General features: G+C 67.8%; 21 protein-coding genes. 16 read left to right on the plus strand and 5 right to left on the minus strand.

The features are described 5' to 3' along the window. Positions 1–12: 12 nt before the first annotated feature. The 3 genes from APZ15_RS02430 to APZ15_RS02440 all read right to left on the minus strand — a co-directional run bounded on the left by APZ15_RS02430 (position 13) and on the right by APZ15_RS02440 (position 2,824). The gene (locus APZ15_RS02430; RefSeq protein ID WP_027789014.1) at positions 13–798 is read right to left on the minus strand and encodes a PhaM family polyhydroxyalkanoate granule multifunctional regulatory protein; all 786 of its coding nucleotides are present in this window, start codon (positions 796–798) and stop codon (positions 13–15) included. A gap of 88 nt (positions 799–886) precedes the next feature. Beyond that, positions 887–1,714 (minus strand): enoyl-CoA hydratase/isomerase family protein, encoded by an 828-nt coding sequence (locus tag APZ15_RS02435; RefSeq protein ID WP_027789013.1) that lies wholly within the window; start codon positions 1,712–1,714, stop codon positions 887–889. A 117-nt stretch (positions 1,715–1,831) separates the two neighbouring features. Then, positions 1,832–2,824 carry a fumarylacetoacetate hydrolase family protein gene (locus APZ15_RS02440; RefSeq protein WP_027789012.1) on the minus strand — a complete coding sequence of 331 codons (993 nt, stop codon included), beginning with the start codon at positions 2,822–2,824 and terminating at the stop codon, positions 1,832–1,834. A 157-nt stretch (positions 2,825–2,981) separates the two neighbouring features. On the opposite strand from APZ15_RS02440, the gene APZ15_RS02445 reads away from it, so the two are divergent. From APZ15_RS02445 to metH, 5 genes are all read left to right on the plus strand, one after another. Further along, positions 2,982–3,857 carry an IclR family transcriptional regulator gene (locus APZ15_RS02445; protein WP_027789011.1) on the plus strand — a complete coding sequence of 292 codons (876 nt, stop codon included), beginning with the start codon at positions 2,982–2,984 and terminating at the stop codon, positions 3,855–3,857. A gap of 113 nt (positions 3,858–3,970) precedes the next feature. Beyond that, positions 3,971–5,272: a DUF3108 domain-containing protein gene (locus tag APZ15_RS02450; RefSeq protein WP_027789010.1), complete on the plus strand. Its 1,302-nt coding sequence runs from the start codon at positions 3,971–3,973 to the stop codon at positions 5,270–5,272. A gap of 254 nt (positions 5,273–5,526) precedes the next feature. After that, positions 5,527–5,784, plus strand: coding sequence for a BTH_I0359 family protein (locus APZ15_RS02455; protein ID WP_006477667.1), 258 nt, complete (start codon positions 5,527–5,529; stop codon positions 5,782–5,784). Between the two features lie 202 nt (positions 5,785–5,986). Further along, a complete protein-coding gene (locus tag APZ15_RS02460; RefSeq protein ID WP_027789009.1) occupies positions 5,987–7,054 on the plus strand; it encodes a homocysteine S-methyltransferase family protein in 1,068 nt (355 codons plus the stop codon). 42 nt (positions 7,055–7,096) lie between these two features. After that, a complete protein-coding gene (gene metH, locus APZ15_RS02465; RefSeq protein WP_027789008.1) occupies positions 7,097–9,814 on the plus strand; it encodes a methionine synthase in 2,718 nt (905 codons plus the stop codon). Positions 9,815–9,928: 114 nt separating this feature from the next. Here metH and APZ15_RS02470 read toward each other — a convergent pair whose 3' ends face one another. Then, positions 9,929–10,252, minus strand: coding sequence for a DUF1840 domain-containing protein (locus tag APZ15_RS02470; RefSeq protein ID WP_011353361.1), 324 nt, complete (start codon positions 10,250–10,252; stop codon positions 9,929–9,931). A gap of 200 nt (positions 10,253–10,452) precedes the next feature. Between APZ15_RS02470 and argS the strand changes: the two genes are divergently transcribed. The 6 genes from argS to APZ15_RS02500 all read left to right on the plus strand — a co-directional run bounded on the left by argS (position 10,453) and on the right by APZ15_RS02500 (position 18,576). Further along, positions 10,453–12,234, plus strand: a complete 1,782-nt coding sequence (argS, locus tag APZ15_RS02475) for an arginine--tRNA ligase (protein WP_027789007.1) — start codon at positions 10,453–10,455, stop codon at positions 12,232–12,234. 117 nt (positions 12,235–12,351) lie between these two features. Next, on the plus strand, positions 12,352–13,269 hold the full coding sequence (locus APZ15_RS02480; RefSeq protein WP_027789006.1) for an SPOR domain-containing protein: 918 nt from the start codon (positions 12,352–12,354) through the stop codon (positions 13,267–13,269). A gap of 69 nt (positions 13,270–13,338) precedes the next feature. Beyond that, positions 13,339–13,977 carry a thiol:disulfide interchange protein DsbA/DsbL gene (locus APZ15_RS02485; RefSeq protein WP_021162606.1) on the plus strand — a complete coding sequence of 213 codons (639 nt, stop codon included), beginning with the start codon at positions 13,339–13,341 and terminating at the stop codon, positions 13,975–13,977. A 19-nt stretch (positions 13,978–13,996) separates the two neighbouring features. After that, the gene (locus APZ15_RS02490) at positions 13,997–14,770 is read left to right on the plus strand and encodes an SDR family oxidoreductase (RefSeq protein WP_027789005.1); all 774 of its coding nucleotides are present in this window, start codon (positions 13,997–13,999) and stop codon (positions 14,768–14,770) included. A gap of 370 nt (positions 14,771–15,140) precedes the next feature. Next, a complete protein-coding gene (locus APZ15_RS02495) occupies positions 15,141–16,736 on the plus strand; it encodes an ABC transporter substrate-binding protein (protein ID WP_027789004.1) in 1,596 nt (531 codons plus the stop codon). A gap of 199 nt (positions 16,737–16,935) precedes the next feature. Then, the gene (locus APZ15_RS02500; protein WP_027789003.1) at positions 16,936–18,576 is read left to right on the plus strand and encodes an ABC-F family ATP-binding cassette domain-containing protein; all 1,641 of its coding nucleotides are present in this window, start codon (positions 16,936–16,938) and stop codon (positions 18,574–18,576) included. A gap of 16 nt (positions 18,577–18,592) precedes the next feature. On the opposite strand, the gene APZ15_RS02505 is transcribed toward APZ15_RS02500, so the two are convergent. Beyond that, on the minus strand, positions 18,593–19,672 hold the full coding sequence (locus APZ15_RS02505) for an MBL fold metallo-hydrolase (RefSeq protein WP_027789002.1): 1,080 nt from the start codon (positions 19,670–19,672) through the stop codon (positions 18,593–18,595). A gap of 305 nt (positions 19,673–19,977) precedes the next feature. Here APZ15_RS02505 and aceK point away from each other — a divergent pair, with 305 nt between their 5' ends. The 5 genes from aceK to APZ15_RS02530 all read left to right on the plus strand — a co-directional run bounded on the left by aceK (position 19,978) and on the right by APZ15_RS02530 (position 25,268). Then, positions 19,978–21,795, plus strand: coding sequence for a bifunctional isocitrate dehydrogenase kinase/phosphatase (gene aceK / locus APZ15_RS02510; RefSeq protein ID WP_027789001.1), 1,818 nt, complete (start codon positions 19,978–19,980; stop codon positions 21,793–21,795). 62 nt (positions 21,796–21,857) lie between these two features. Beyond that, on the plus strand, positions 21,858–22,628 hold the full coding sequence (gene can, locus APZ15_RS02515; RefSeq protein WP_027789000.1) for a carbonate dehydratase: 771 nt from the start codon (positions 21,858–21,860) through the stop codon (positions 22,626–22,628). Between the two features lie 102 nt (positions 22,629–22,730). Next, positions 22,731–23,408 (plus strand): SDR family oxidoreductase, encoded by a 678-nt coding sequence (locus APZ15_RS02520; protein ID WP_027788999.1) that lies wholly within the window; start codon positions 22,731–22,733, stop codon positions 23,406–23,408. Between the two features lie 37 nt (positions 23,409–23,445). Next, entirely contained in the window at positions 23,446–23,883 is a 438-nt protein-coding gene (locus tag APZ15_RS02525) for a YchJ family protein (RefSeq protein WP_027788998.1), read from the plus strand. Positions 23,884–23,990: 107 nt separating this feature from the next. Continuing rightward, the gene (locus APZ15_RS02530) at positions 23,991–25,268 is read left to right on the plus strand and encodes a dienelactone hydrolase family protein (protein WP_027788997.1); all 1,278 of its coding nucleotides are present in this window, start codon (positions 23,991–23,993) and stop codon (positions 25,266–25,268) included. Positions 25,269–25,733 lie beyond the last annotated feature (465 nt).

Consider the following 25,733-nt stretch of genomic DNA (forward strand, 5'->3'; position numbering starts at 1 on the left):
ACCTGCGCCGCGTCACGTCGAACGCTTCGGCGGACGGGTTTCGGGCGACGATGCGGCCGCCGCGCGCGCCGCGGCCGAACCGGTCGCGTCGGCCGCGCCGGTCGCGCCGGTCGATTTGGCACGCTTCGCGGCAGGCTTGCGCGGCGCGGCGGCGGCGGCCGGTGCCGGCTTCGCGGCCTGCTCCGGCGCAGCGGCCGCGTCCGGCGGCGCATCGCCCGGCGCGGCGGGCTGCATGCCCGGCTGCGCCATCGCGAGGCTCGCGAGCTGGTTGAACTGCGACTGCAGCAGGTTCCACCAGCCGGCGGGATCGAAGGCCTGCGCGGCGTCGCCCGCGGCTGCATCCGCGGCGGAAGCATCGGCATCCTCCGCCGGCGGCGCATCGCCCGGCGCGGCCGACGCGGATTTCGCCGCATGCGCCGCCGCGACGGCCGCTTCCTCGGCCGCCGACATCGAGCTCTGCGCGAACGCGCCGAACGCACGCAGCGTCGCGAGCGTCGCGCGCTGCACCTCGAGCGCCTGGATCGCCGACTGCAGCATCCCGAGATTGAGCTTCAGCCACTGCTCGACCGCACGCAGGTCGGTGATGCGCTTGTCGAGTTCCTCGACGCTCGTGAGCGGCGCCATCATGTCGGACATGCTCGACAGCGACGGCGGCAGCCCATGCGCGCCGCCCGGAAACGGCGTCATCGCGCCGAACGGCGACATCCGCATCATGTCCCACATCCGGTCCATCATGTCGGCGGGCTTGAAGCCGGCAAAGCCGGCGAAAGGATTGGAGCCGGGGGCATCGGTCGTCATACGGGCATCCTGGTTGACTGGGTGAGGACGAGGCGGCCGCCATGGGTCGCGCGAGCCGCGCCTGGATCGATCATAGCGCCGGCGCGTGTCAGAACGGGGCGTCGCCGGGGAACTCGGGTGGACGCCGCTCGCGCAACGACCGGAGGCCTTCCTGCACGTCGGGCCCGGCAAACCCCATGAATTCGAGCGCAAGCGACGTATCGAAGGTCGGCCCGGCCGAGCGCAGCCAGTTGTTCAATGCGTACTTGGTCCAGCGGATCGCCGACTGCGAACCGTGCGCGAGCCGCTCGGCCACTTCGTACGCCTTCGGCAGCAGGTCGGCCGGCTCGACCGCGAGCGACACCAGCCCGATCCGCTCGGCCTCCTCGCCGCTCACCGGTTCGCACAGCAGCAGGTAGTACTTCGCCTTCGCCATCCCGCACAGCAGCGGCCACACGATCGCCGCGTGGTCGCCGGCCGCGACGCCGAGGCGCGTGTGGCCGTCGATGATGCGTGCGTCCTTCGCGGCGATCGAGATGTCGGCGAGCAGCCCGGCGACGAGCCCCGCGCCGACGGCCGGGCCATGCATCGCCGACACGATCGGCTTGCTGCAGTTGATCACGTTGTAGACGAGGTCGCGCGCCTCGCGCCACACGCGGGAGCGCACGTCGAAGTCGTTCGCCATGTCCTCGACGAGCGCGAGATCGCCGCCCGCCGAGAAGCCCTTGCCTTCGCCGCGGATCACCGCGACGCGCGTGTCGGGATCGCGGTCGACGTCGCGCCAGATGTCGGCGAGCTCGCGATGCATGCGCGCGTTCGCGGTCGCGAGGCCGCTGCGGTTCGCCCCCTCGCCGCTCATCACGATGTCGAGCACGCCATGGTCGCGGCGCGTCACCTTCAGTGCTTCGTAACCGCCGTATGCGGCGAGATCGGCCATGTGCCGCTCCTTCGAGTCGAGGCTCTTGAATCGAGTGTAGCCAAGCCCGCGCGGGCAAACATCAGGCGAAACCCGGCGCGCAGGCCGAAGCCGGGTTTCGCGCAAGCGCCGCGCCGCTTACGCCGCGCCGTCGGGCGGGGCGACCGACTGCTCGATCGCACCGAAGATCGACTTGCCGGCCGCGTCGAACATCTCGATGCGCACGGTATCGCCGTAGCGCATGAATTCGGTCTGCGGCGCGCCGTGCTCGATCGTCTCGAGGCAGCGCTTCTCGGCGATGCAGCAGTAGCCGCGCTTCGCGTCCTTGTTCGACACCGTGCCCGAGCCGACGATCGACCCGGCACGCAGGTTGCGCGTCTTCGCCGCGTGCGCGACCAGCTGGCCGAAGTGAAACACCATGTCGGTGCCCGCATCGGGCTGGCCGACCTTCCTGCCGTTCCAGTGGACGATCATCGGCCGGTGCACGCGGCCTTCGCGCCATTCGTCACCGAGCTCGTCGGGCGTCACGGCGACCGGCGCAAATGCGGTGGCCGGCTTGCTCTGGAAGAAGCCGAAGCCCTTCGCGAGCTCGGCCGGAATCAGGTTGCGCAGCGACACGTCGTTCACCAGCGTGACGAGCCGGACGGCCTTCAGCGCTTCGTCGGGCGACGCGCTCATCCGCACGTCGCCGGTGATCACCGCGACTTCCGCCTCGAAATCGATGCCCCACTCCTCCGACGGGCACACGACGTCGTCGCGCGCGCCGAGGAAATCGTCGCTGCCGCCCTGGTACATCAGCGGGTCGGTCCAGAATTCGGGCGGCATCTCGGCGCCGCGCGCGCGGCGCACGAGCTCGACGTGGTTCACGTACGCGGAGCCGTCGGCCCACTGGAACGCGCGCGGCAGCGGCGCCATGCAGTTGGCCGGATCGAATGCGAACGCATTGCGCGCGCGGCCGTGGTTCAGCGCGTCGTACAGGTCGCGCAGCTGCGGCGCGTAGAACGCCCAGTCGTCGAGGACACGCTGCAACGTCGGCGCGATCGCGTCGGCGATCGCCGCGGTGTGCAGGTCGCGCGACACGACGATCAGCTGGCCGTCGCGCGTGCCGTCCTTCAGCGAAGCAAGTTTCATAAGGGGGACTCTGCCGTTGTAGTGACGATGGAGGGAATCTATTTTACGATGGTGAATCCCGGCGGCGCGCCACGATCGTGCACGCCGTTTTCGCCCCGATTTTTCGCCCCCGATTTTTCACCCCCATACCTGCCGCATTTTCGCGCACCCGCCGCCCATGCCCGCCAGCCCGCTTCCCGATGACGATCTCGCCGACTCCGACACCGACGACGCCGCTTCCGGCGAGCACGGCGAAAACAGCGAGAAAGTCCGTTCCGGCATCCAGTCGATCGAGGTCGGCTTCCGCCTGCTCGACGTGCTGACGAGCGAGCCGCGCGCGATGATGCTGCGCGATCTCGCGCAGCGCGCGGGCATGAGTCCTGCGAAGGCGCACCGCTACCTGGTCAGCTTCTCGCGTCTCGGCGTGGTGTCGCAGGATCCCGTCTCGGGCCGCTACGAGCTCGGCGGCTTCGCGCTGCAGATGGGGCTCGCGCGGCTCGCGCGCGTCGACGGCGTGAAGCTCGCGCGGATCGCGCTGACCGAATTCCGCGACCGCCTCGACCAGACGGTCGGCATCGCGGTGTGGGGCAACCAGGGGCCGACGATCGTGCACTGGATGGAATCGAGCCACCCGGCGAAGGCGTCGCTGAAGCTCGGCGACGTGATGCCGCTGCTCGGCTCCGCAACGGGCCTGCTGTTCGCCGCGTACCTGCCGCGCAGCAAGACCGCCGCGATGCTCGAGCGCGAACTCGCCGATACGCGCCGCTCGCCGCACCACGGCGGCCCGCGCACGCTCGACGAGGTCGAGGCGGTGCTCGCCGACGTGCGCAAGCACGAGGCCGCGCGCGTCGAGGGGATGCTGCTGCCGACGATCCACGCGTTCTGCATGCCCGTGTTCGATGCGGTCGGCGAACTCGCGCTCGCCATCGTCGCGCTCGGCCAGGAAGGCTCGTTCGACATTGCATGGGGCGGCGAGATCGACACGGCGTTGCGCGCATGCGCGCAGAAACTGTCTTACGAACTCGGCTATAGTCCCGACGCGCGCGACGCCTGACGCATTCCGCCCCCGTCACGGCACGCGCGCGAACGCGCGGCGCATTCGACAGTCCGATTCCTGTGGCGCGCGCCGCGCGCCCGACATCACGCGAGCGCCCCGATCCTGTTCCGATGCCCATGCAGCCTGCCGACATCCGCCCGAGTCACGCCTTGCCCCGCCGCTGGCTGCGCGTGGGCATTGCGCTCGTCGTCGTGCTGGTGCTGCACGCGCTCGCCGCGTTCTGGCTGATGCGCAACCGCGACGCGTTCACGCCGCCCGCGCCCGCCGAAGTCCCCGTGCAGATCGAGCTGCTGAAACCGCAGCCGATCGAGCGCCAGCCCGCGCCACCTGCGCCGAAGCCGGTCGAGCATCCGGCCGCGCCCGCCCCGGCGGCCCCCAGGGCCGCCGCGCCGAAACCCGCGCCGGCGCCGGTCCTCACGTCGACGCAAACGGCCGAACACGGCGAGCCGCCGGCCGCCGCGTCCGCGGCGAGTGGCGTACCGGGCGCCTCGGGCGCGCTCGCCGCGTCGGCCGCGGGTGCCGCCAGCGCCGCCGGCGCCACGACACCGGGCCCCGCGACGAGCGGCGTGAAGTTCATCGCGCCGCCCTCCGGCGACCTGCAGTACGACACGTTCTACAACGGCATGCAGAACATGATCGGCACGATCCACTGGCGTACCGACGGGCGCACCTACGACCTGTCGGTGTCGATGCCCGTGCCGTTCGTCGGCCCGTTCGCCTATCGCAGCGAAGGCCGCATCGACGCGTTCGGCGTCGCGCCCGACCGTTACGTCGAGAAGCGCGGCAAGCGTCCGGAAGACATCGCGATCTTCAATCGCGAGATCCGGCAGGTCGTGTTCACACGCACGCCGAACAACGCACCGTTGCCCGACGGCATACAGGACCGCTTCAGCATGCTGATGCAGCTGTCGGGGCTCGTGCGCGGCAATCCGTCTGCGTACAAGCCGGGCGTCACGCAGCAGTTCTTCGTGATCGACAACAACAGCGGCGAGACCTGGCCGATCACCGTGATCGGCGACGAGCAGGTGCAGACGCAGGCCGGCATCATCGGCGCGCGGCACTTCATGCGCCTGCCGCGGCGCGACGGCGACACGCGCCGCATCGACATGTGGCTCGCACCGTCGCTCGGCTGGCTGCCCGCGCGGCTCGTGCAGACCGAACCGAACGGCGCGCAGATCGAACTGTTGTGGCACGGCCCGCTCGCGGCGCCGGGCGCGCCGTCCGACGAGACACCGGCAGGCGGCGCCATGCATGCGCCCGCCGCTGCACCGGCGCCCGAACCGTCGGCCGCACCGGCCGCCGAACCGGCACAACCCGCGCCGCCCGCCGCCGTGCAACCGCCGGCACCACCGGCTGCACAACCGGCTGCACCGCCCGCATCTTCGCCTGTCACATCGCCTGTCACACAGTGAACTCGCGCGCGAATGCGCGTGATTCGGCAATTTCGACCGATTACAGATTTCCGTGAAATCGCCGATGACACTCTTTAACAACTATTTCAGTCCACCGGTCGACAATGGGAAACGTTTCATAGACATCGGCTTCTAACCGATACACCCCACGCAAACGGGAACGGGGTGTGCAGCGCAAGCCCCTTGAAACCGGCAAGGCTCGCCCCACCTAGGGGACAACAAGGCCAGATGCCACTGCGAAGAGGAGTGCCGCCATGCAAATGATCTACAACAGCCCCAACTACTGCGTCGTCGAATTCGCGCCGCAGGCCGGCCACCACCTGATGAATGCCGGCGGATACGAAATCGTCGACAAGAACGCACAGCGCGAGATCTTCATCGACGGCGAACTTGCCGAACGATTCCGCGCACACGTGAAGCAGCTGATCGAAGATGAACCGTCGCTCGATGAAGTCGACGAATTCCTCGGACAATTCGACAGCCTGATGATGATGCCCGTCGTACTGCACTGACGACCCGCGGCCCGGCGCCTCGCGCGGCCGGGCCATTCGCCGCGCATCGACGCGGCGCCGCGAGCACTCCGATCATGCCCCTGCCCGGTTCGCCGGGCGGGGGTTTTCATTTGGCGGCCCGGCCGGCGCCGCGCAAGGCCGGGCGGTGCCCATGCGCACCGGCTACAATGACGGTTTTCCCATCTTCGCCGGTCTTTCGCCCATGTCTGCGACTCCTCTCGCCGCTTCCGTCCCGCTCGACGCGCACTACACGCGCGGCGCCGCTCTGCCTGCGCTGCTGAAATCGCGCATCCTGATCCTCGACGGCGCGATGGGCACGATGATCCAGCGCTACAAACTCGACGAAGCCGCGTATCGCGGCGAGCGCTTCAAGGATTTCCCGCGCGACATCAAGGGCAACAACGAGCTGCTGTCGATCACGCAGCCGCAGATCATCCGCGAGATCCACGACCAGTACTTCGCGGCCGGCGCCGACATCGTCGAGACCAACACGTTCGGCGCGACGACCGTCGCGCAGGCCGACTACGAGATGGAAGATCTCGTCGTCGAGATGAACATCGAATCGGCGAAGCTCGCGCGCGAGGCGGCCGCGAAATATGCGACGCCGGACAAGCCGCGCTTCGTCGCGGGCGCGATCGGGCCGACGCCGAAAACGGCCAGCATCTCGCCGGACGTCAACGACCCGGGCGCCCGCAACGTCACGTTCGACGAGCTGCGCGCGTCGTACTACCAGCAGGCGAAAGCACTGCTCGACGGCGGCGTCGACCTGTTCCTCGTCGAGACGATCTTCGACACGCTGAACGCGAAGGCCGCACTGTTCGCGCTCGACGAACTGTTCGAGGACACCGGCGAGCGCCTGCCGATCATGATCTCGGGCACCGTCACCGATGCGTCGGGCCGGATCCTGTCGGGCCAGACCGTCGAGGCGTTCTGGAACTCGCTGCGTCACGCGAAGCCGCTGACGTTCGGCCTGAACTGCGCGCTCGGCGCGGCGCTGATGCGCCCGTACATCGCCGAGCTCGCGAAGCTGTGCGACACCTACGTGTCGTGCTACCCGAACGCGGGCCTGCCGAACCCGATGGCCGAGACCGGCTTCGACGAGACGCCGGACGTCACGTCGGGGCTCCTGAAGGAATTCGCGCAAGCCGGGCTCGTGAACCTCGCGGGCGGCTGCTGCGGCACGACGCCCGAACACATCGCCGAGATCGCGAAGGCGCTCGCCGACGTGAAGCCGCGCCGCTGGCCGAACCAGTACAGCGACAACGCCTGACCCGACCGCCCCACGCCCTTCATCACCAGAATTCGCACCGCCATGACCGATCACATGATGCGCCTCGCCGGCCTCGAGCCGTTCAACGTCACGTCCGGAACGCTCTTCATCAACGTCGGTGAGCGCACCAACGTCACCGGCTCGAAGGCGTTCGCACGCATGATCCTCAACGGCCAGTTCGACGAGGCGCTCGCCGTCGCGCGCCAGCAGGTCGAGAACGGCGCGCAGGTGATCGACATCAACATGGACGAGGCGATGCTCGATTCGAAGGCGGCGATGGTGCGCTTCCTGAACCTGATCGCGTCGGAACCGGACATCGCGCGCGTGCCGATCATGATCGACTCGTCGAAGTGGGAAGTCATCGAGGCGGGCCTGAAGTGCGTGCAGGGCAAGGCGATCGTGAACTCGATCTCGCTGAAGGAAGGCGAGGAGGCGTTCGTCCATCATGCGAAGCTGATCCGCCGCTACGGCGCCGCGGCCGTCGTGATGGCGTTCGACGAGCAGGGCCAGGCCGACACGTTCGCGCGCAAGACCGAGATCTGCAAGCGCTCGTACGATGTGCTCGTGAACCAGTGCGGCTTCCCGCCGGAAGACATCATCTTCGACCCGAACATCTTCGCGGTCGCCACCGGCATCGAGGAGCACAACAACTACGCGGTCGACTTCATCGAGGCGACCCGCTGGATCAAGCAGAACCTGCCGTACGCAAAGGTGAGCGGCGGCGTGTCGAACGTGTCGTTCTCGTTCCGCGGCAACGACCCGGTGCGCGAGGCGATCCACACCGTGTTCCTGTACCACTCGATCCAGGCGGGGATGGACATGGGCATCGTGAACGCGGGCCAGCTCGGCGTGTACGCCGAGCTCGACGCGGAGCTGCGCGAGCGCGTCGAGGACGTGATCCTGAACCGCCGCGACGACTCGACCGACCGCCTGCTCGAAATCGCCGACAAGTTCAAGGCGGGCGGCGCGAAGAAGGAAGAGAACCTCGAGTGGCGCAACCAGCCGGTCGAGAAGCGGCTCTCGCATGCGCTCGTGCACGGCATCACGAACTTCATCGTCGAGGATACGGAAGAAGTCCGCGCGAAGATCGCCGCGGCCGGCGGCCGCCCGATCAACGTGATCGAAGGCCCGCTGATGGACGGGATGAACATCGTCGGCGACTTGTTCGGCCAGGGCAAGATGTTCCTGCCGCAGGTCGTGAAATCGGCGCGCGTGATGAAGCAGGCGGTCGCGCACCTGATCCCGTTCATCGAGGAAGAAAAGCGCCTGCTCGCGGAAGCGGGCGGCGACGTGCGCGCGAAGGGCAAGATCGTCATCGCGACCGTGAAGGGCGACGTGCACGACATCGGCAAGAACATCGTGTCGGTCGTGCTCCAGTGCAACAACTTCGAAGTCGTCAACATGGGCGTGATGGTCCCGTGCAACGAGATTCTCGCGAAGGCGAAGGTCGAGGGTGCGGACATCATCGGGCTGTCGGGCCTCATCACGCCGAGCCTCGAGGAAATGGCGTACGTCGCGTCGGAAATGCAGCGCGACGACTACTTCCGCGTGAAGAAGATCCCGCTGCTGATCGGCGGCGCGACGACCTCGCGCGTGCACACGGCCGTCAAGATCGCGCCGCACTACGAAGGCCCGGTGGTCTACGTGCCCGACGCGTCGCGCTCGGTGTCGGTCGCATCGAGCCTGCTGTCCGACGAAGGCGCGGCGAAGTACCTCGACGAACTGAAGTCCGACTACGAACGCATCCGCGACCAGCACGCGAACCGCAAGGCGCAGCCGATGGTCACGCTCGCCGAGGCGCGCGCGAACAAGACCCGGGTCGACTGGGCGAGCTACCGGCCGGTGAAGCCGAAGTTCATCGGCCGCCGCGTGTTCAAGAACTACGACCTGAACGAGCTCGCGAACTATATCGACTGGGGCCCGTTCTTCCAGACCTGGGACCTCGCGGGCCCGTACCCGGCGATCCTGAACGACGAGATCGTCGGCGAATCGGCGCGCCGCGTGTTCTCCGACGCGAAATCGATGCTCGCGCGCCTGATCCAGGGACGCTGGCTGACCGCGAGCGGCGTGATCTCGCTGCTGCCGGCAAATACCGTCAACGACGACGACATCGAGATCTACAGCGACGAGTCGCGCAGCGAGGTGCTGCTCACGTGGCGCAACCTGCGCCAGCAGAGCGTGCGTCCGGTGGTCGACGGCGTGATGCGGCCGAACCGCTCGCTCGCCGACTTCATCGCGCCGAAGGAATCGGGCGTCGCCGACTACATCGGGATGTTCGCGGTGACGGCCGGCCTGGGTGTCGACGTGAAGGAAAAGCAGTTCGAAGCCGACCACGACGACTACAGCGCGATCATGCTGAAGGCGCTCGCCGACCGCTTCGCGGAAGCGTTCGCGGAAGCGATGCACGCGCGCGTGCGGCGCGAGCTGTGGGGTTATGCGAGCGGCGAGACGCTCGACAACGATGCGCTGATCGCGGAAAAGTACGCGGGCATCCGCCCGGCACCCGGCTACCCGGCCTGCCCCGACCACCTCGTGAAGCGCGACATGTTCGACGTGCTGCACGCGGACGAGATCGGCATGAGCGTGACCGACTCGCTGGCGATGCTGCCGGCCGCGAGCGTGTCGGGCTTCTATCTCGCGCATCCGGACAGCACGTATTTCTCGGTCGGGAAAATCGGACAGGATCAGCTCGAGGACTACGCGCAGCGCATGGCGCTGTCGCTCGACGACGCGCGCCGCGCGCTTGCGCCGCAGCTCTGACCGGCCCTTCGGCGGACGCAGCGCCGCCCGCTATCGTCAGACAAAAGAAAAAGCCCGCTCGGAAGCGGGCTTTTTTCTGCCTTTCGATCCTTTCGGACCGCCGGGCAAGGACGCTCAGAAGCCCCAGTGCACGTCGGCTTCGCCGGCTTTCGCTTCGCGCAGCATCGTGAGGAACGGCGCGACGCGCTGGGCCAGGCTCGGCGGCACTTCGTGGTGCGCGTGGTCGGCTTCGTCCTCGTGGAAATGGCCGGCATGCTCGGCGCGCTCCTGCTTCGCCTGCGCAACGGCGCCTTCCAGCTTGGCGATCGCGTGGTCCAGTTCGTCGTGCGTAATCACGCCGCGCTCGCCCAGCTGCTTGCCGACGAGACCCAGCACATACACGGCGAAATCCTTCAGCACGTCGAGATCCTGTGCCGCCTTGCTCTTGAACGTAATCATGACAATTCCCTTTTCATCTTGTTGTGCCTGCGCGGCGAGGTTGGGGAACGCCGGCAGACCGGCGTCCGGCCTCGCGGACGCGGGCCGCCTGAGCGGCATATTAGCACCTGTTAAAATTCTGCGATCCCTGAAACGCGCGCTTAAAAAGCGCGCCGGCGGGCCGGCGTTTCCGGCCGCCACCAACGAAGCCTTCTACCAGCATGCTGCCAGCACACAAACAGACCCTCGAAGCCCTGCTCGCGGATAGCGTCAAGCAGGTCGCACACGCGCTGAAAGGCGCCGACGCTGCATTCGTCGCCCCGACCATCACGCTGGAGCGCCCGAAGGTCGCCGCGCACGGCGACGTCGCGTGCAACGTCGCGATGCAGCTCGCCAAGCCGCTCGGCACGAACCCGCGCCAGCTCGCCGAGCAGATCGTCGCCGCCCTGACCGCCCAGCCGGGCGCGCAAGGCCTCGTCGACGCCGCCGAGATCGCCGGCCCCGGCTTCATCAACCTGCGCCTGTCGGCCGCCGCGAAGCAGGCGGTGATCGCCGCCGTGTTCGACCAGGGCCGCGCGTTCGGCACGTCGGATCGCGAGAAAGGCAAGCAGGTGCTGCTCGAATTCGTGTCGGCGAACCCGACCGGCCCGCTGCACGTCGGCCACGGCCGCCAGGCCGCGCTCGGCGACGTGCTCGCGAACGTGATCGCGAGCCAGGGCTACGCGGTGCACCGCGAGTTCTACTACAACGACGCAGGCGTGCAGATCGGCAACCTCGCGATCTCGACGCAGGCGCGCGCACGCGGGCTGAAGCCGGGCGACGCGGGCTGGCCGGAAGCCGCGTACAACGGCGAATACATCGCCGACATCGCACGCGACTTCCTGGCAGGCGAAACGGTCGCCGCGTCGGACGGCGAGCCGGTCAAGGGCACGGGCGACGTCGAGGATCTCGACGCGATCCGCAAGTTCGCGGTCACGTACCTGCGCCGCGAGCAGGACATGGACCTGCAGGCGTTCGGCGTGAAGTTCGACCAGTATTACCTCGAGTCGTCGCTGTACAGCGAAGGCCGCGTCGAGAAGACGGTCGACGCGCTGATCAAGGCCGGCATGACCTACGAACAGGACGGCGCGCTGTGGCTGCGCACGACCGACGAAGGCGACGACAAGGATCGCGTGATGCGCAAGTCGGACGGCACGTACACGTACTTCGTGCCGGACGTCGCGTACCACGTGACGAAGTGGGAGCGCGGCTTCACGAAGGTGATCAACATCCAGGGTTCGGACCACCATGGCACGATCGCGCGCGTGCGCGCCGGCCTGCAGGGCCTGCACATCGGGATCCCGAAGGGTTACCCCGACTACGTGCTGCACAAGATGGTCACCGTGATGCGCGACGGCCAGGAAGTGAAGATCTCGAAGCGCGCGGGCAGCTACGTGACGGTGCGCGACCTGATCGAATGGTCGGGCGGCGCGGCGGCGGGCCAGGAAGCGGCGCCCGACCTGATCGACGAAGCGACCATCACGCGCGGCCGCGACGCGGTGCGGTTCTTCCTGATCTCGCGCAAGGCCGATACCGAGTTCGTGTTCGACATCGACCTCGCGCTGAAACAGAACGACGAGAACCCGGTCTATTACGTCCAGTACGCGCATGCGCGGATCTGCTCGGTGCTCAACGAACTGAAGGCGCGCTACAACGTCGACGCCGCGCAGCTGCCGGATGCCGACCTGTCGCAGCTGACGAGCGCGCAGGCGGCGTCGCTGATGCAGAAGCTGGCCGAGTACCCGGACATGCTCACGCACGCGGCGAACGAGCTGGCGCCGCACGCGGTCGCGTTCTACCTGCGCGACCTCGCTGGTGAATTCCACTCGTTCTACAATGCGGAGCGCGTGCTGGTGGACGACGAAGCGCCGCGCAATGCGCGCGCCGCGCTGCTCGCCGCGACCCGGCAGGTGCTCGAGAACGGCCTGGCGGTGCTCGGCGTGTCCGCGCCCGCCAAGATGTAACGACGCAAGCGGCCCGAACCGGGCAGCGAATGGCCGTGGCAGCGCCCGCCGTCGGATGCCCGCCGTCGGACGCCCGCCGCAGCCTTTTCACGATTCTTTTTGCAGGTGACTCAAGCAATGGCACAACCACGCCGCACTTCGAAACAATCGAAACAAGCCGGAGGGACATTTCTTGGAATCGTGCTGGGCCTGATCGTCGGCCTCGCGATCGCGGTGGTGGTGGCGCTCTACATCACGCGTTCCCCGTCGCCGTTCGTGTCGAAGGTCGCGCCGCCGCCGGCCGACAACGGCGCGAGCCAGCCGCAGCAGTTCGATCCGAACCGCGCGCTGCAGGGCAAGACGCCCGGCCAGCCGGTGCCGCAGGCCGCGCAGCCGGCACCGCCGAACACCGCGCCGGGCCAGGCCGCGAACCAGACCCAGGGCGGCCTGCTGCCCGAACCGCAGATCGTCGAAGTGCCGCCGTCGGCCAACGGGTCGAGCGGCTCGAACAATACCGGCAGCCCGAACGGCACGACCGCGTCGAACAACACGTCGTCGAACAATGCGTCGTCTGGCAACGGCGTCGCCGTCGCGCCGAAGCCGGCCGACACCACGCCGCCGCCGAAGAAGACGCAGCAGGCGCAACAGCAGCAGCAAGGCGGCGAGGACGACCTCGCACGTTTCGCCGCGCAGAAGCAGGCGCAGCAAGCCGCCGCACAAAAGCAGCAACAGCAGCAACTGGCCGCGAACACGCCGAAGCCGACCTCGTCGGCCACGGCCGCCGCGGCAGCGAAGCCGCCGACCGCGAACGACGCGAATACCGGCTACTTCCTGCAGGTGGGCGCGTACAAGACGGAAAGCGACGCCGAGCAGCAGCGCGCGCGCCTCGGCTTCCAGGGCTTCGAGTCGAAGGTGTCGAAGCGCGATGTCAGCGGTGTGACGTACTTCCGCGTGCGCGTCGGCCCGTTCTCGAAGTTCGAGGATATGAACTCGGCCCGCCAGCGCCTGTCCGATGCAGGTGTCGACACGGCGGTGATCCGTTTCACGAAGCAGTAAGCAACCGGCCGAGCCCACTCAGAACCCGTTACGTTCCGTAACCCGAGCAACTGATTCGACGTTCACAACATGAAAAAACTGCTTAGCACGCTCCTTCTTTCCCTGGGCCTGGCCGCCGGTCTCGCGCAGGCTTCGCCCGCCGCGCCGGTCGCCGGCAAGGACTTCGAGGTGATGAAGTCGCCGCAGCCGGTGTCCGCGCCGGCCGGCAAGGTCGAGGTGATCGAGTTCTTCTGGTACGGCTGCCCGCACTGCTACGAATTCGAGCCGACGATCGAGGCCTGGGTGAAGAAGCAGGGCAGCAACATCGACTTCAAGCGCGTCCCGGTCGCATTCCGTGACGATTTCGTCCCGCACTCGAAGCTGTTCTACGCGGTGTCCGCGCTCGGCATCTCCGAGAAGGTCACGCCGGCGATCTTCAACGCGATCCACAAGCAGAAGAACTACCTGCTGACGCCGCAGGCGCAGGCCGACTTCCTGGCCACGCAGGGCGTCGACAAGAAGCAGTTCATGGACGCGTACAACTCGTTCAGCGTGCAGGGCGAAGTGAACCAGTCGGCCAAGCTGCTGAAGGACTACGCGATCGACGGCGTGCCGACGGTCGTCGTCCAGGGCAAGTACAAGACGGGCCCCGCTTACGCGAACAGCATCCCGGGTACCGCCCAGGTGCTCGACTTCCTCGTGAAGCAGGTTCAGGACAAGAAGCTCTGATCCCCGCCCGCGCGCCGGCATGACTACTCCGCTGAAGGTCTTCATCACCGGCGCATCGAGCGGCCTCGGCCTCGCGATGGCCGAGGAATACGCCCGCCAGGGCGCCACGCTCGCACTCGTCGCGCGACGCACCGATGCCCTCGACGCGTTCGCGCGACGCTTCCCGAAGCTGTCCATCTCCGTCTACTCCGCCGACGTGCGCGACGCCGACGCGCTCGCGACGGCCGCCGCGTCGTTCATCGCGACGCACGGCTGCCCCGACGTCGTGATCGCGAATGCAGGCATCAGCCAGGGCGCCGTCACGGGCCAGGGCGATCTCGCGACGTTCCGCGACGTGATGGACATCAACTACTACGGGATGGTCGCGACGTTCGAGCCGTTCGTCGGCCCGATGACGGCCGCGCGCCACGGCACGCTGGTCGGTGTCGCGAGCGTCGCCGGCGTGCGCGGGCTGCCGGGCTCCGGCGCGTACAGCGCGTCGAAATCGGCCGCGATGAAGTACCTCGAAGCGCTGCGCGTCGAGCTGCGGCCGGCCGGCGTCGGCGTCGTGACGATCGCGCCCGGCTACATCCGCACGCCGATGACCGCGCACAATCCGTACCGGATGCCGTTCCTGATGGACGCCGACCGCTTCGCCGCGCGTGCGGCCCGGGCGATCGCGCGGCAGCACGCGTTCCGCGTGATTCCGTGGCAGATGGGTGTCGTCGCGAAGGTGCTGCACGTGCTGCCGCGCTGGCTCTACGACCGCCTGTTCGAGAAGGCGCCGCGCAAGCCGAAGGCCGGCGCGCACTGATCGGCCAAACGGCCCGCGTGACGCATCGCGGGCCGCTTCTGCGCCTCTCCGCCTCTCCGCCTCTCCGCACCGACGCCTAACGGCTTCGACACTTCGATTCGCGAGGGCCAGCCCACAACGCTTCCGCACCGTCCTCGCCGTGCCGCTCCCCGCCCTCCCCGGCGCCTGCGCTCCGCCGCTCGCCGCCCCAACACCCGTTCCGTCGCGAACGCAGCCGTTTTTCGGTCAATTCACCGCGTTCAGGCGCCTTTTTCCACGCGTCGCGCGCTTTGACGGTATGCTATTCGCCAGCCGCGCCGGCCCTGCCCGCTTCCGGGCCGCGCCCGCATCCCGTCACCCAGCAAAAAACACAAGCCACGTGGGAGATCCTATGCAGGTCAAGCTGTTCGCCTCGGCCGCGCTCGCCGCCGCCCTCGCCGCCCCCGGCCTCGCCGCCGCCAAGCCGCTCACCGTCTGCACGGAATCGAGCCCGGACGGCTTCGACGTCGTGCAGTACAACTCGCTCGTCACGACCAACGCGTCGGCCGACGTGATCTTCAACACGCTCGTGTCGTACGACGAAGCCGCGAAGAAGGTCATGCCCGCGCTCGCCGACAAATGGGAAGCGAGCGCCGACGGCCTCACGTACACGTTCCACCTGCGCCCGAACGTCGCGTTCCAGACCACCGACTATTTCAAACCGGGCCGCGCGCTGAACGCGGACGACGTCGTGTTCACGTTCTCGCGGATGCTCGACGATTCGAACCCGTGGCACAAGGTGGCCGGCGCGAGCGGCTTCCCGCACGCGCAGTCGATGGGCCTCGTGAAGCTCGTGAAATCGGTCACGAAGGTCGACGACAGCACCGTGAAGTTCGTGCTGAACGAACCGAACGCGACGTTCGTGCCGATCCTGACGATGGGCTTCGCATCGATCTACTCGGCCGAATACGCGGACCAGCTGCTGAAGGCCGGCAAGCAGGCCGACCTGAACGCGAAGCCGGTCGGCACCGGCCCGTTCGTGCTGAAGAGCTATACGAAGGACGCGCTGATCCGTTACGACGCAAACCCGACGTACTGGGGCACGAAGCCGAAGGTCGACCGGCTGATCTACGCGATCACGCCCGACCCGTCGGTGCGCCTGCAGAAAGTGAAGGCCGGCGAATGCCAGATCGCGCTGTCGCCGAAGCCGCAGGACGTGCTCGCCGCGAAGGGCGACAACGCGCTGAAGGTCGTGCAGACGCCCGCGTTCATGACCGCGTTCGTCGCGCTGAACACGCAGAAGAAGCCGCTCGACAACGACAAGGTGCGTGAAGCGCTGAACCTCGCGTTCGACCGCGCGACCTACCTGAAGGTCGTGTTCGACAACACCGCGACGGCCGCGAACAACCCGTATCCGCCGAATACGTGGAGCTACGCGAAGGACGTCGCGCCGTATGCGTACGATCCCGCGAAGGCGAAGCAGCTGCTCGCGCAGGCCGGCTTCCCGAACGGCTTCTCGACGACGATCTGGACGCGCCCGACCGGCAGCGTGCTGAACCCGAACCCGAAGGTCGGCGCGGAGCTGCTGCAGGCCGACCTCGCGAAGATCGGCGTGAAGGCCGAGGTCAAGGTGATCGAATGGGGCGAACTGATCAAGCAGGCGAAGCTCGGCCAGCATGACATGCTGTTCATGGGCTGGGCCGGCGACAACGGCGATCCGGACAACTATCTGTCGCCGCTGTTCAGCTGCAACGCGGTGAAGTCGGGCATCAACTTCGCGCGTTTCTGCGACGCGCAGCTCGACAAGCTGATCGCCGACGGCAAGTCGACCGCCGACCAGGCCAGGCGCGCCAAGCTGTACGAAGCCGCGCAGAAGATCATCCACGACCAGGCGCTGTGGATTCCGCTCGGCTACCCGACCGCGGCCGCGCTCACGCGTACGAGCGTGAGCGGCTACCACGTGAGCCCGTTCGGGCGGCAGAACTTCACGACGGTCGCCGTGCAGTAACGCGCCCCTCGCGCGTGGCACGCAAGCGACGGTGCGTCGGGCCGTCGCTTGCGGCCCGCGCGCCGCGCTTGCTACACTGCGCGCTCATTCCTCATACCGGACGCCAGCCAAAGTGAACAACTAAGCCTTCCCAAAATGTTTTCGCCGCCGTGCCACGCACGCCGCGCGCGAAGGTCTTCACGCATTTTCGGAGGTGCTTATGGCTGTTGCCACGCCCACCGGCGCGCTCGTCGCGCTTCATCACGTTTCCTTCCGCTTCGACGACGGCGTCACGCTGTTCGATTCGCTCGACCTTTCCATCGACCGCACGCCGACCGGCATCGTCGGCCGCAACGGCGTCGGCAAGAGCCAGCTCGCGCAACTGATCGCGGGCCGCTGCGCGCCGAGCACGGGGACGATCGACCGGTCGACGCAGGTCGCCTACGTCGCGCAGCAGCACGACGATGCCGCCGCCGGCCCGCGAACCGTCGCGCAGCTCGCCGTGCTCGATGCGCCGCTCGGTGCACTCGCGCGCCTCGCCGATGGCCGCGCGGAGCCGCACGACTTCGACCGGGTCGGCGATCGCTGGGATCTCGCGGAGCGGCTGCGCACCGCGCTCGACGCGGCCGGCCTGCACGACGTGCGCGCCGACACGCCCGCGCAGGCGCTCAGCGGCGGGCAGCGCGCGCGCGTCGCGCTGATCGGCGCGTTGCTGTCCGGTGCCGGCCTGCTCGTGCTCGACGAACCGACCAACCACCTCGACGCGCCGGGCCGCGCGTGGCTGCGCGCGGCACTCGACGGCTGGCGCGGCGGCCTCGTCATCGTGAGCCACGACCGTGCGCTGCTCGCCGACGTGCAGCGCATCGTCGAGCTGACGCCACAAGGCGTGCGCTCGTACGGCGGCAACTACGCGTTCTACCGCGCGCAACGCGACGCGGATCAGGATGCCGCGCAAGCGGCGCTCGACAACGCACGTGCCGAGCGCGGACGCGCGAGGCGCAGGCTCGAACAGGAACACGACACGATCCAGCGCCACGCGGCCGCGTCGCTGCGCGATGCGAAGACGGCCAACCTGTCGTCGGGCGCGAAACAAAGCCGCAAGGGCGCGGCGCGCAACATCATGGGGCAGGTCCGGCGTCACCAGAACGACTTCAAGGCGGCGCTCGACGAACGCGTGCAGCAGGCGGCCGCGCGCGTCGAAGCCGATGCGCCCGTGCTGGTGTCGCTGCCGGGCACCGAGGTCAGCGCACGCCGCCAGCTGTTCACGCTCGAACGCGCGCGACTGCCGTGGGGCATCGCCGGCGCCGCCGATGGGATCACGTGGTCGGCGTGCGGCCCCGTGCGCATCGCGCTGACGGGCCCCAACGGCTGTGGGAAATCGACGCTGCTGCGGATGCTCGCGGGCGAACTCGCGCCGCGCTCGGGCACCTGCACGACGCACGTGAGCGCCGCGTATCTCGACCAGCGGCTCGCGCTGCTCGATCCGGAGCGCTCGATCGTCGAACAACTTGGGCTGCTCGATACGCCGCTCGCCGAGGGCGAACTGCGCAGCCGGCTCGCGCTGCTGCAGCTCGATGCGGCGCGCGCGACGCAACCGGCGCGTCAGCTGAGCGGCGGCGAACGGCTGAAGGCCGCGCTCGCATGCGCGTTGTGGCGCGGCACGCCCGCGCAACTGCTGCTGCTCGACGAGCCGACCAACCACCTCGATCTCGAATCGGTGCGCGCGATCGAGGCCGCACTGGCCGGCTTCCCCGGTGCGATCGTGGTCGCCTCGCACGACACCGCGTTTCTCGCGGCGCTCGACCCGACGCACACGATGCAGTGGCATCGCGACGGGTGGCGCTACGAACCCGTCGCATGAGGAGAACGAAGCGGTGTCAGCCGGCGCTGCGGAACCGCAGCACGCCGTCGTCGCCCTGCTCGCGCACGAGTTCGCCCGCGAGCCACAGCAGGTTCAGGTGCGCGAGCGCCTCGCCGAGCGCGAACGTCATCTGGTGGATGTCGAGTTCACGGCGGCGGAACATGATCGGCACGATGTCGGCCGCGCTCATCGGCTTTTCCGCGCATGCGACGCGCACTTCGGCCAGGCGCGCGTCATGGTGTTCGCGCAGTTGCGCGATGCGCGTGCGCACGCCGCGGAACGGCTTGCCGTGCGACGGCAGCACCAGCGTATCGGGCGCCATCGTCTCGTAACGGCCGAGCGACTGCAGGTACAGCGCGAGCGGATTCGCCTCCGGTTCGAGGTCGAACACGGACACGTTCGTCGAGATGCGCGGCAGCACCATGTCGCCGGAGATCAGCACGCCGTCCGCTTCGCTATGCAGCGCGCAATGTTCAGGCGAATGGCCGAAGCCGATCACGACGCGCCAGGTGCGCGCGCCGATCGTCACCGCATCGCCTTCACGCAGGCGCCGGTAGCGCGGCGGCACGGCCGGCACGAGATCCGAGTAGTAGTTGCGACGGTTGCGCAGCTTGTCGAGCGCGGCCGGATCGGTCAGCCCGTGGCGCGCGAAATGATCGGCGGCCGCCGCGCCGCCCGCGTTCGAGCCGTTGCCGGCCGCCATCAGGCAGCCGAACAGGTACTCGCCGAGCGTCATCCACAGCCGCACGTTCCAGCGGCCCTTGTCGCCGCCTTCGCACAGCCAGTTCGCGAGGCCGAAGTGATCGGGGTGGCAGTGCGTGACGAGCACCCGCAGCACGGGCAGGCCGTCGAGATGCGTGTCGAAGATCTGCTCCCAGTGCGTGCGGATCGCGTCCGACGAGATCCCGCAATCGACGATCGTCCAGCCTTCCTGCCCGTCGATCTCGTCGCGCAGCAGCCAGAGGTTGATGTGATCGAGCGAGAACGGCAGCGGCATGCGCAGCCAGCGCACGCCGGGCGCGACCTCGAACGTGTCGCCCGCGGCGGGCAGCGTGTCGGCGAAGGGGTAGTCGAGTTGGTGTTCCAGTGCGTTCATCGGTGGGGCGTCTCGTCGTTATCGGTGCGAATGCGCGCCGGCGGCAGGCCGCGGCGGGCGTCGCGTCGATTCTATCGCCGTCGCGCTCGACGCGTGCCCGACGGCCGCCGCCCCGTCAAAAAAAGTTCGTGCCAGAATCGGTTCCGTACCCGTATCTTTACGCGAAGATGCACCGAACGGCACGCAACGGCGAACAACGCGCCGATTGAAGGCCGTGGGCGCGTCACCCCGAAAGTCATTGAAACGCCGACTTGGGCGCTAAAATGGCGAGTGCTTACAGCCCCTCCCGAACGAGCCTGCACGCAATGAATCACTTCCCCAAACTGCTGTCTTCGCAGATCGGTTTCGACGTCGCGCAGACGATGCTCGAAAACTTCGACCGCCACTACCGGATCTTCCGCGACGCGGCCGTCGAAGCGAAGACGCTGTTCGAGCACGGCGACTGGCACGGGCTGCAGCGGCTCGCGCGGGAGCGGATCACGTCGTACGACGATCGCGTGAAGGAATGCGTCGAGGTGCTGGAAGATGAATACGACGCGGAAAACATCGACGACGAAGTGTGGCAGCAAATCAAGCTGCACTACATCGGCCTGCTCACGTCGCACCGCCAGCCCGAGTGCGCGGAGACGTTTTTCAATTCGGTGTGCTGCAAGATCCTGCACCGCTCGTACTTCAGCAACGATTTCATCTTCGTGCGCCCGGCGATCTCGACCGAGTATCTCGAGAACGACGAGCCGGCCGCGAAGCCGACCTACCGCGCGTACTATCCGGGCACCGACGGGCTCGCGGCCACCCTCGAGCGCATCGTCACGAATTTCCAGCTCGAACCGGCATTCGACGATCTCCCGCGCGACATCGGCTGCGTGATGCAGGCGATCCACGACGAATTCGGCCACTTCGACGAAGCGCCGAATTTCCAGATCCACGTGCTGTCGTCGCTGTTCTTCCGAAACAAGAGCGCGTACATCGTCGGCCGCATCATCAACGCCGACCGCGTGCTGCCGTTCGCGGTGCCGATCCGCCACGTGCGTCCGGGCGTGCTCTCGCTCGACACCGTGCTGCTGCGCCGCGACCAGCTGATGATCATCTTCGGCTTCTCGCACTCGTATTTCCTGGTCGACATGGGCGTGCCGTCCGCGTACGTCGACTTCCTGTGCACGATCATGCCCGGCAAGCCGAAGGCGGAGATCTACACGTCGGTCGGCCTGCAGAAGCAGGGCAAGAACCTGTTCTACCGCGACCTGCTGCACCACCTGTCGCATTCGAGCGACCGCTTCATCATCGCGCCCGGGATCAAGGGCCTCGTGATGCTCGTGTTCACGCTGCCGTCGTTCCCGTACGTGTTCAAGATCATCAAGGATCACTTCCCGCCGCCGAAGGAAACGACGCGTGCGCAGATCATGGAGAAATACCAGCTCGTGAAGCGCCACGACCGCCTCGGGCGGATGGCCGATACGCTCGAGTATTCGAGCGTCGCGCTGCCGCTCGCGCGGCTCGACCACGCGCTCGTGCGCGAGCTGGAAAAGGAAGTGCCGTCGCTGCTCGAATACGAGGACGACAACCTCGTGATCAAGCACCTGTACATCGAGCGCCGGATGACGCCGCTGAACCTGTACCTGCAGAACGGCAGCGATACCGACATCGAGCACGGCGTGAAGGAGTACGGCAACGCGGTGAAGGAGCTGATGAAGGCGAACATCTTCCCCGGCGACATGCTGTACAAGAACTTCGGCGTCACGCGCCACGGCCGCGTCGTGTTCTACGACTACGACGAGATCGAGTACCTGACCGACTGCAACGTGCGCCGCGTGCCGCCGCCGCGCAACGAGGAAGACGAGCTGTCCGGCGAACCGTGGTATACCGTCGGCCCGCACGACATCTTTCCGGAGACCTACGGGCCGTTCCTGCTCGGCGACCCGCGCGTGCGCGACGTCTTCATGAAGCATCACGCGGACTTTTTCGATCCCGCGCTGTGGCAGGCCAGCAAGGACAAGCTGCTGCAGGGCGAATTGCCCGATTTTTATCCCTACGACGCATCGCTGCGCTTCAGCGTGCGCTACCCCGAGCGCTTCGGCGCGACGGACCAGAACGACGGCGAAGGCGACGCGCAGCGCGCCGCCTGACGCCGGTTACACCGAACCCGATACCGATACCGACCCGATTTCCGTCAACGGAAGCCACACCGATGAACACCCAAGACAATCCGCTTTCTCACCTGTTCGACAACAACGAAGCGTGGGTCAAACGCAAGCTCGAAGACGATCCGGAGTTCTTCGCGCGTCTCGCCGACCAGCAGGCGCCGGAATACCTGTGGATCGGCTGCTCGGATTCGCGCGTGCCCGCGAACCAGATCATCGGCCTGCCGCCGGGCGAAGTGTTCGTCCATCGCAACATCGCGAACGTGGTCGTGCACAGCGACCTGAACTGCCTGTCGGTGATCCAGTTCGCGGTCGACATCCTGCGCGTGAAGCACATCATGGTCGTCGGCCACTACGGCTGCTCGGGCGTGAATGCCGCGCTGCTCAACCGCCGCGTCGGCCTCGCCGACAACTGGCTGCATCACGTGCAGGACGTGCGCGAGCGTCACGCGGCGCTGCTCGAGGACTGGCCGGTCGGCGAAGCGCGCTATCGCCGCCTGATCGAGCTGAACGCGATCGAGCAGGTCGTCAACGTATGCCGCACGACGATCGTCAACGACGCGTGGGCCCGCGGCCAGTCGCTCACCGTGCACGGGCTCGTGTACGGCGTGCACGATGGCCGGATGCGCAACCTCGGGATGGCCGTGTCGAACTTCGACGCGCTCGACGAGACCTACAAGCGCTGCGTGGCCGCGCTCACCGCCGGCGGCAACCATGCGCCGGACAACGACATGATCGCGGCGGACGCCGCGCGGCGGCTCGAAGGCGTCGCGCAGGCGGTCGCCGACACGCTGAAGCCGTGCGACGACGCGAAGTAACGCGCGAGCCACCGGGCGGCCGTTGCCACGCGGCCGCGCCCCGCATCGAACGGATCTGACACCGGTACCGCCAGGGCGGCGCCAAGCAAAGGAGCGACGGGCATGAAAACCGCATTGATCGTCGGTGCATCGCGCGGCCTCGGCCGCGAATTCGTCCGGCAATACCGGCGCGACGGCTGGAACGTGATCGCCACCGCGCGCGACGATGCCTCGCTCGACGCGCTGCGCGCGCTCGGCGCGCAAGCACATGCGCTCGACATCACGCAGCCCGAGCAGATCGCGGCGCTCGGCTGGAAGCTCGACGGCGAGCGGCTCGATGCGGCCGTGCTGGTGTCGGGCGTCTACGGGCCGCGCACCGAGGGCGTCGAGACGATCACCGCCGAGGATTTCGACGCGGTGATGCATACGAACGTGCGCGGGCCGATGCAGCTGCTGCCGATCCTGCTGCCGCTCGTCGAGGACGCACGCGGCGTGCTCGCCGTCGTGTCGAGCCGGATGGGCAGCATCGCCGAGGCGACCGGCACGACCGGCTGGCTGTACCGCGCGAGCAAGGCCGCGCTGAACGACGTGCTGCGCATCGCGTCGCTGCAGACGCGCCACGCCGCGTGCATCTCGCTCCATCCCGGCTGGGTGCGCACCGACATGGGCGGCGCGCAGGCCGCGATCGATCCGGAAACCAGCGTGACCGGCATGCGCCGCGTGATCGCCGAATCCGGCGCGGACGTGTCGCAGGCAAACGGCCGTTTCTTCCAGTACGACGGCATCGAGCTGAGCTGGTAGTCAGCCGACAACCAGACGTCGTTAATTCCCGTTTCGCATGATTTTGAACCGACCTGACGCGTGCCCGTGCGGCGGCGCGTCCCCCGCTCCCGCCGGCAAAGCGCCGGCGCCCCGCTATGCGGCCTGCTGCGGCCGCTTCATCGACGGCGGCGAAGCCGCGCCGAGCGCACTCGAGTTGATGCGTTCGCGGTACAGCGCGTACGTGCTCGGCGCGACCGACTACCTGCGCGCGACGTGGGCCGCGCGCACCTGCCCGCCCGATCTCGACACCGACCCCGAAGCGCCCGACGCGCCGCGCTGGCTCGGCCTCGCGGTCAAACGCCACGCGCCGCTCGACGAACGGCACGCGGAGGTCGAATTCGTGGCCCGCTACAAGATCGGCGGACGCGCTTACCGGCTCCACGAGACGAGCCGCTTCGAGCGCGACGAACACGGTTTCTGGCGTTACGTCGACGGCGAAGTAAGTGAACGTTGACAAATAGTTGCTGTGTCAGACGCCGGGTAATTCCCGCATTGCACAACCTGAATTTGTCGGGCTAGGATGACCCTCAGATCAGTCATGTTGCATGGCAGGGCTTACGAATGGCGTTCAGCAAGGTATTGGTGGGATGGATGGCGGCCTGCGCGCTGTCGGCCGCTCAGGCCGGTACGCTGTCGAACGCCAATACGGGGACGGGCGCCGGCGCCAGCGGGTCGCTCGCCCATGCCGAACGCTTCGACTACGGCGATTCGAACCTGCCGCAGGTCGCCGCCGACCTGAACGAACAGATCCTCCGCATTCCGGCCGACGCATCGGGCGCCGTCACGCTCGAGGCGACGCTCTTCAAGCCGAACGGCCCCGGCCCGTTCCCGCTCGTCGTCTTCAACCACGGCAAGAACACCGGCGATCTCCATCTGCAGCCGCGCAGCCGGCCGCTCGCGTTCGCGCGCGAATTCGTGCGCCGCGGCTATGCAGTGATCGCGCCGAACCGCCAGGGCTTCGCGGGCTCGGACGGCACGTACCAGCAGGAAGGCTGCAACGTCGGCAAGAACGGCCTCGCGCAGGCGGCCGACGTCGACGCGACGGTGCGCTACATGTCGCGCCAGCCGTATGTCGATGCGTCGCGCATCGTCGTCGCCGGCACGTCGCACGGCGGCCTCGTATCGGTCGCGTACGGCACCGAAGCCGCACCGGGCGTGCGCGGCATCATCAACTTCTCCGGCGGGCTGCGCCAGGACCTCTGCGACGGCTGGCAGCGCAACCTCGTCGACGCGTTCGACCAGTACGGCGCGCACACGGCCGTGCGGTCGCTGTGGCTGTACGGCGACAACGATTCGGTGTGGACGCCCGGGCTCGTCGCGCAGATGCACGACGCGTACGTATCGCACGGCACGCAGGCCCAGTTCATCGATTTCGGCCGCTACAAGGACGACGCGCACCGGCTGATCGTCGATCGCGACGGCGTGCCCGTGTGGTGGCCGGCCGTCAACGCGTTCCTCGCGCAGCTGAACCTGCCGACCTCGGTACGCTACGCGGTCGCGAACCCGCACGAGCCGAAAGCCACCGGCTACGCGTCGATCGATGCGGTCAACGCGGTGCCGTATGTCGACGAAGCCGGCCGTGAAGGCTATCGCCGCTTCCTGAACCAGCATCCGAGCCGCGCGTTCGCGGTATCGTCGGAAGGCGCGTGGTCGTGGGCCGAAGGCGGCGACGACCCGATGGCGCTCGCGCTCGACAACTGCGCGAAGCAGGGTGCGGGCGCGTGCCGGCTGTATGCGGTCAACGACCGGGTCGTGTGGAACACGAACACACAGACGGCCGACAACGGCGACGCCGGCACGACACGCGATATCGATACGCGCGCGCTGGCTTCGCGCTGACGGGCGGCGGCCTTCGCTGCCCCGTTTCGCTTTTCCTTTCCCCCGTTTTTCATCGCTTCGCGCACGCGCTGCATGCCGCGTTTGCGTCGGATGCCGCGTACGCCGTTCGCATCGTTTGCCGGCCCGAGCGCGCCCCTCGTCACCGCTTTCAGTCATTCGCCTTCCTGCCACGTTGGGGCCACAACACCCACCCGATTCGCCCCTTCGCTCCCCGATTTCTCCTCCTGCCGCACCGCCCGCCCCCCGATTTTTTTCAGTTGGGGGGTCTCACTCGAACGTCGTCATCTGCGGTCATTTCCGGACTTCTGAACCGTACCGTCCCGAGCCGCTCCGATCTGCGCCGAACTCCCGCCCAGCAAGGCTCCGCGGCCTTTGTAACCGGTAGTGCAACCCGTCGCGGAACACGCTAATCTCAGCGCGTTTCGCTGTCCCGCCGCGCGGCATCCCGTCGATGCCGCGCGGCCG

Source organism: Burkholderia cepacia ATCC 25416, from assembly GCF_001411495.1.
GTDB classification, from domain to species: domain Bacteria; phylum Pseudomonadota; class Gammaproteobacteria; order Burkholderiales; family Burkholderiaceae; genus Burkholderia; species Burkholderia cepacia.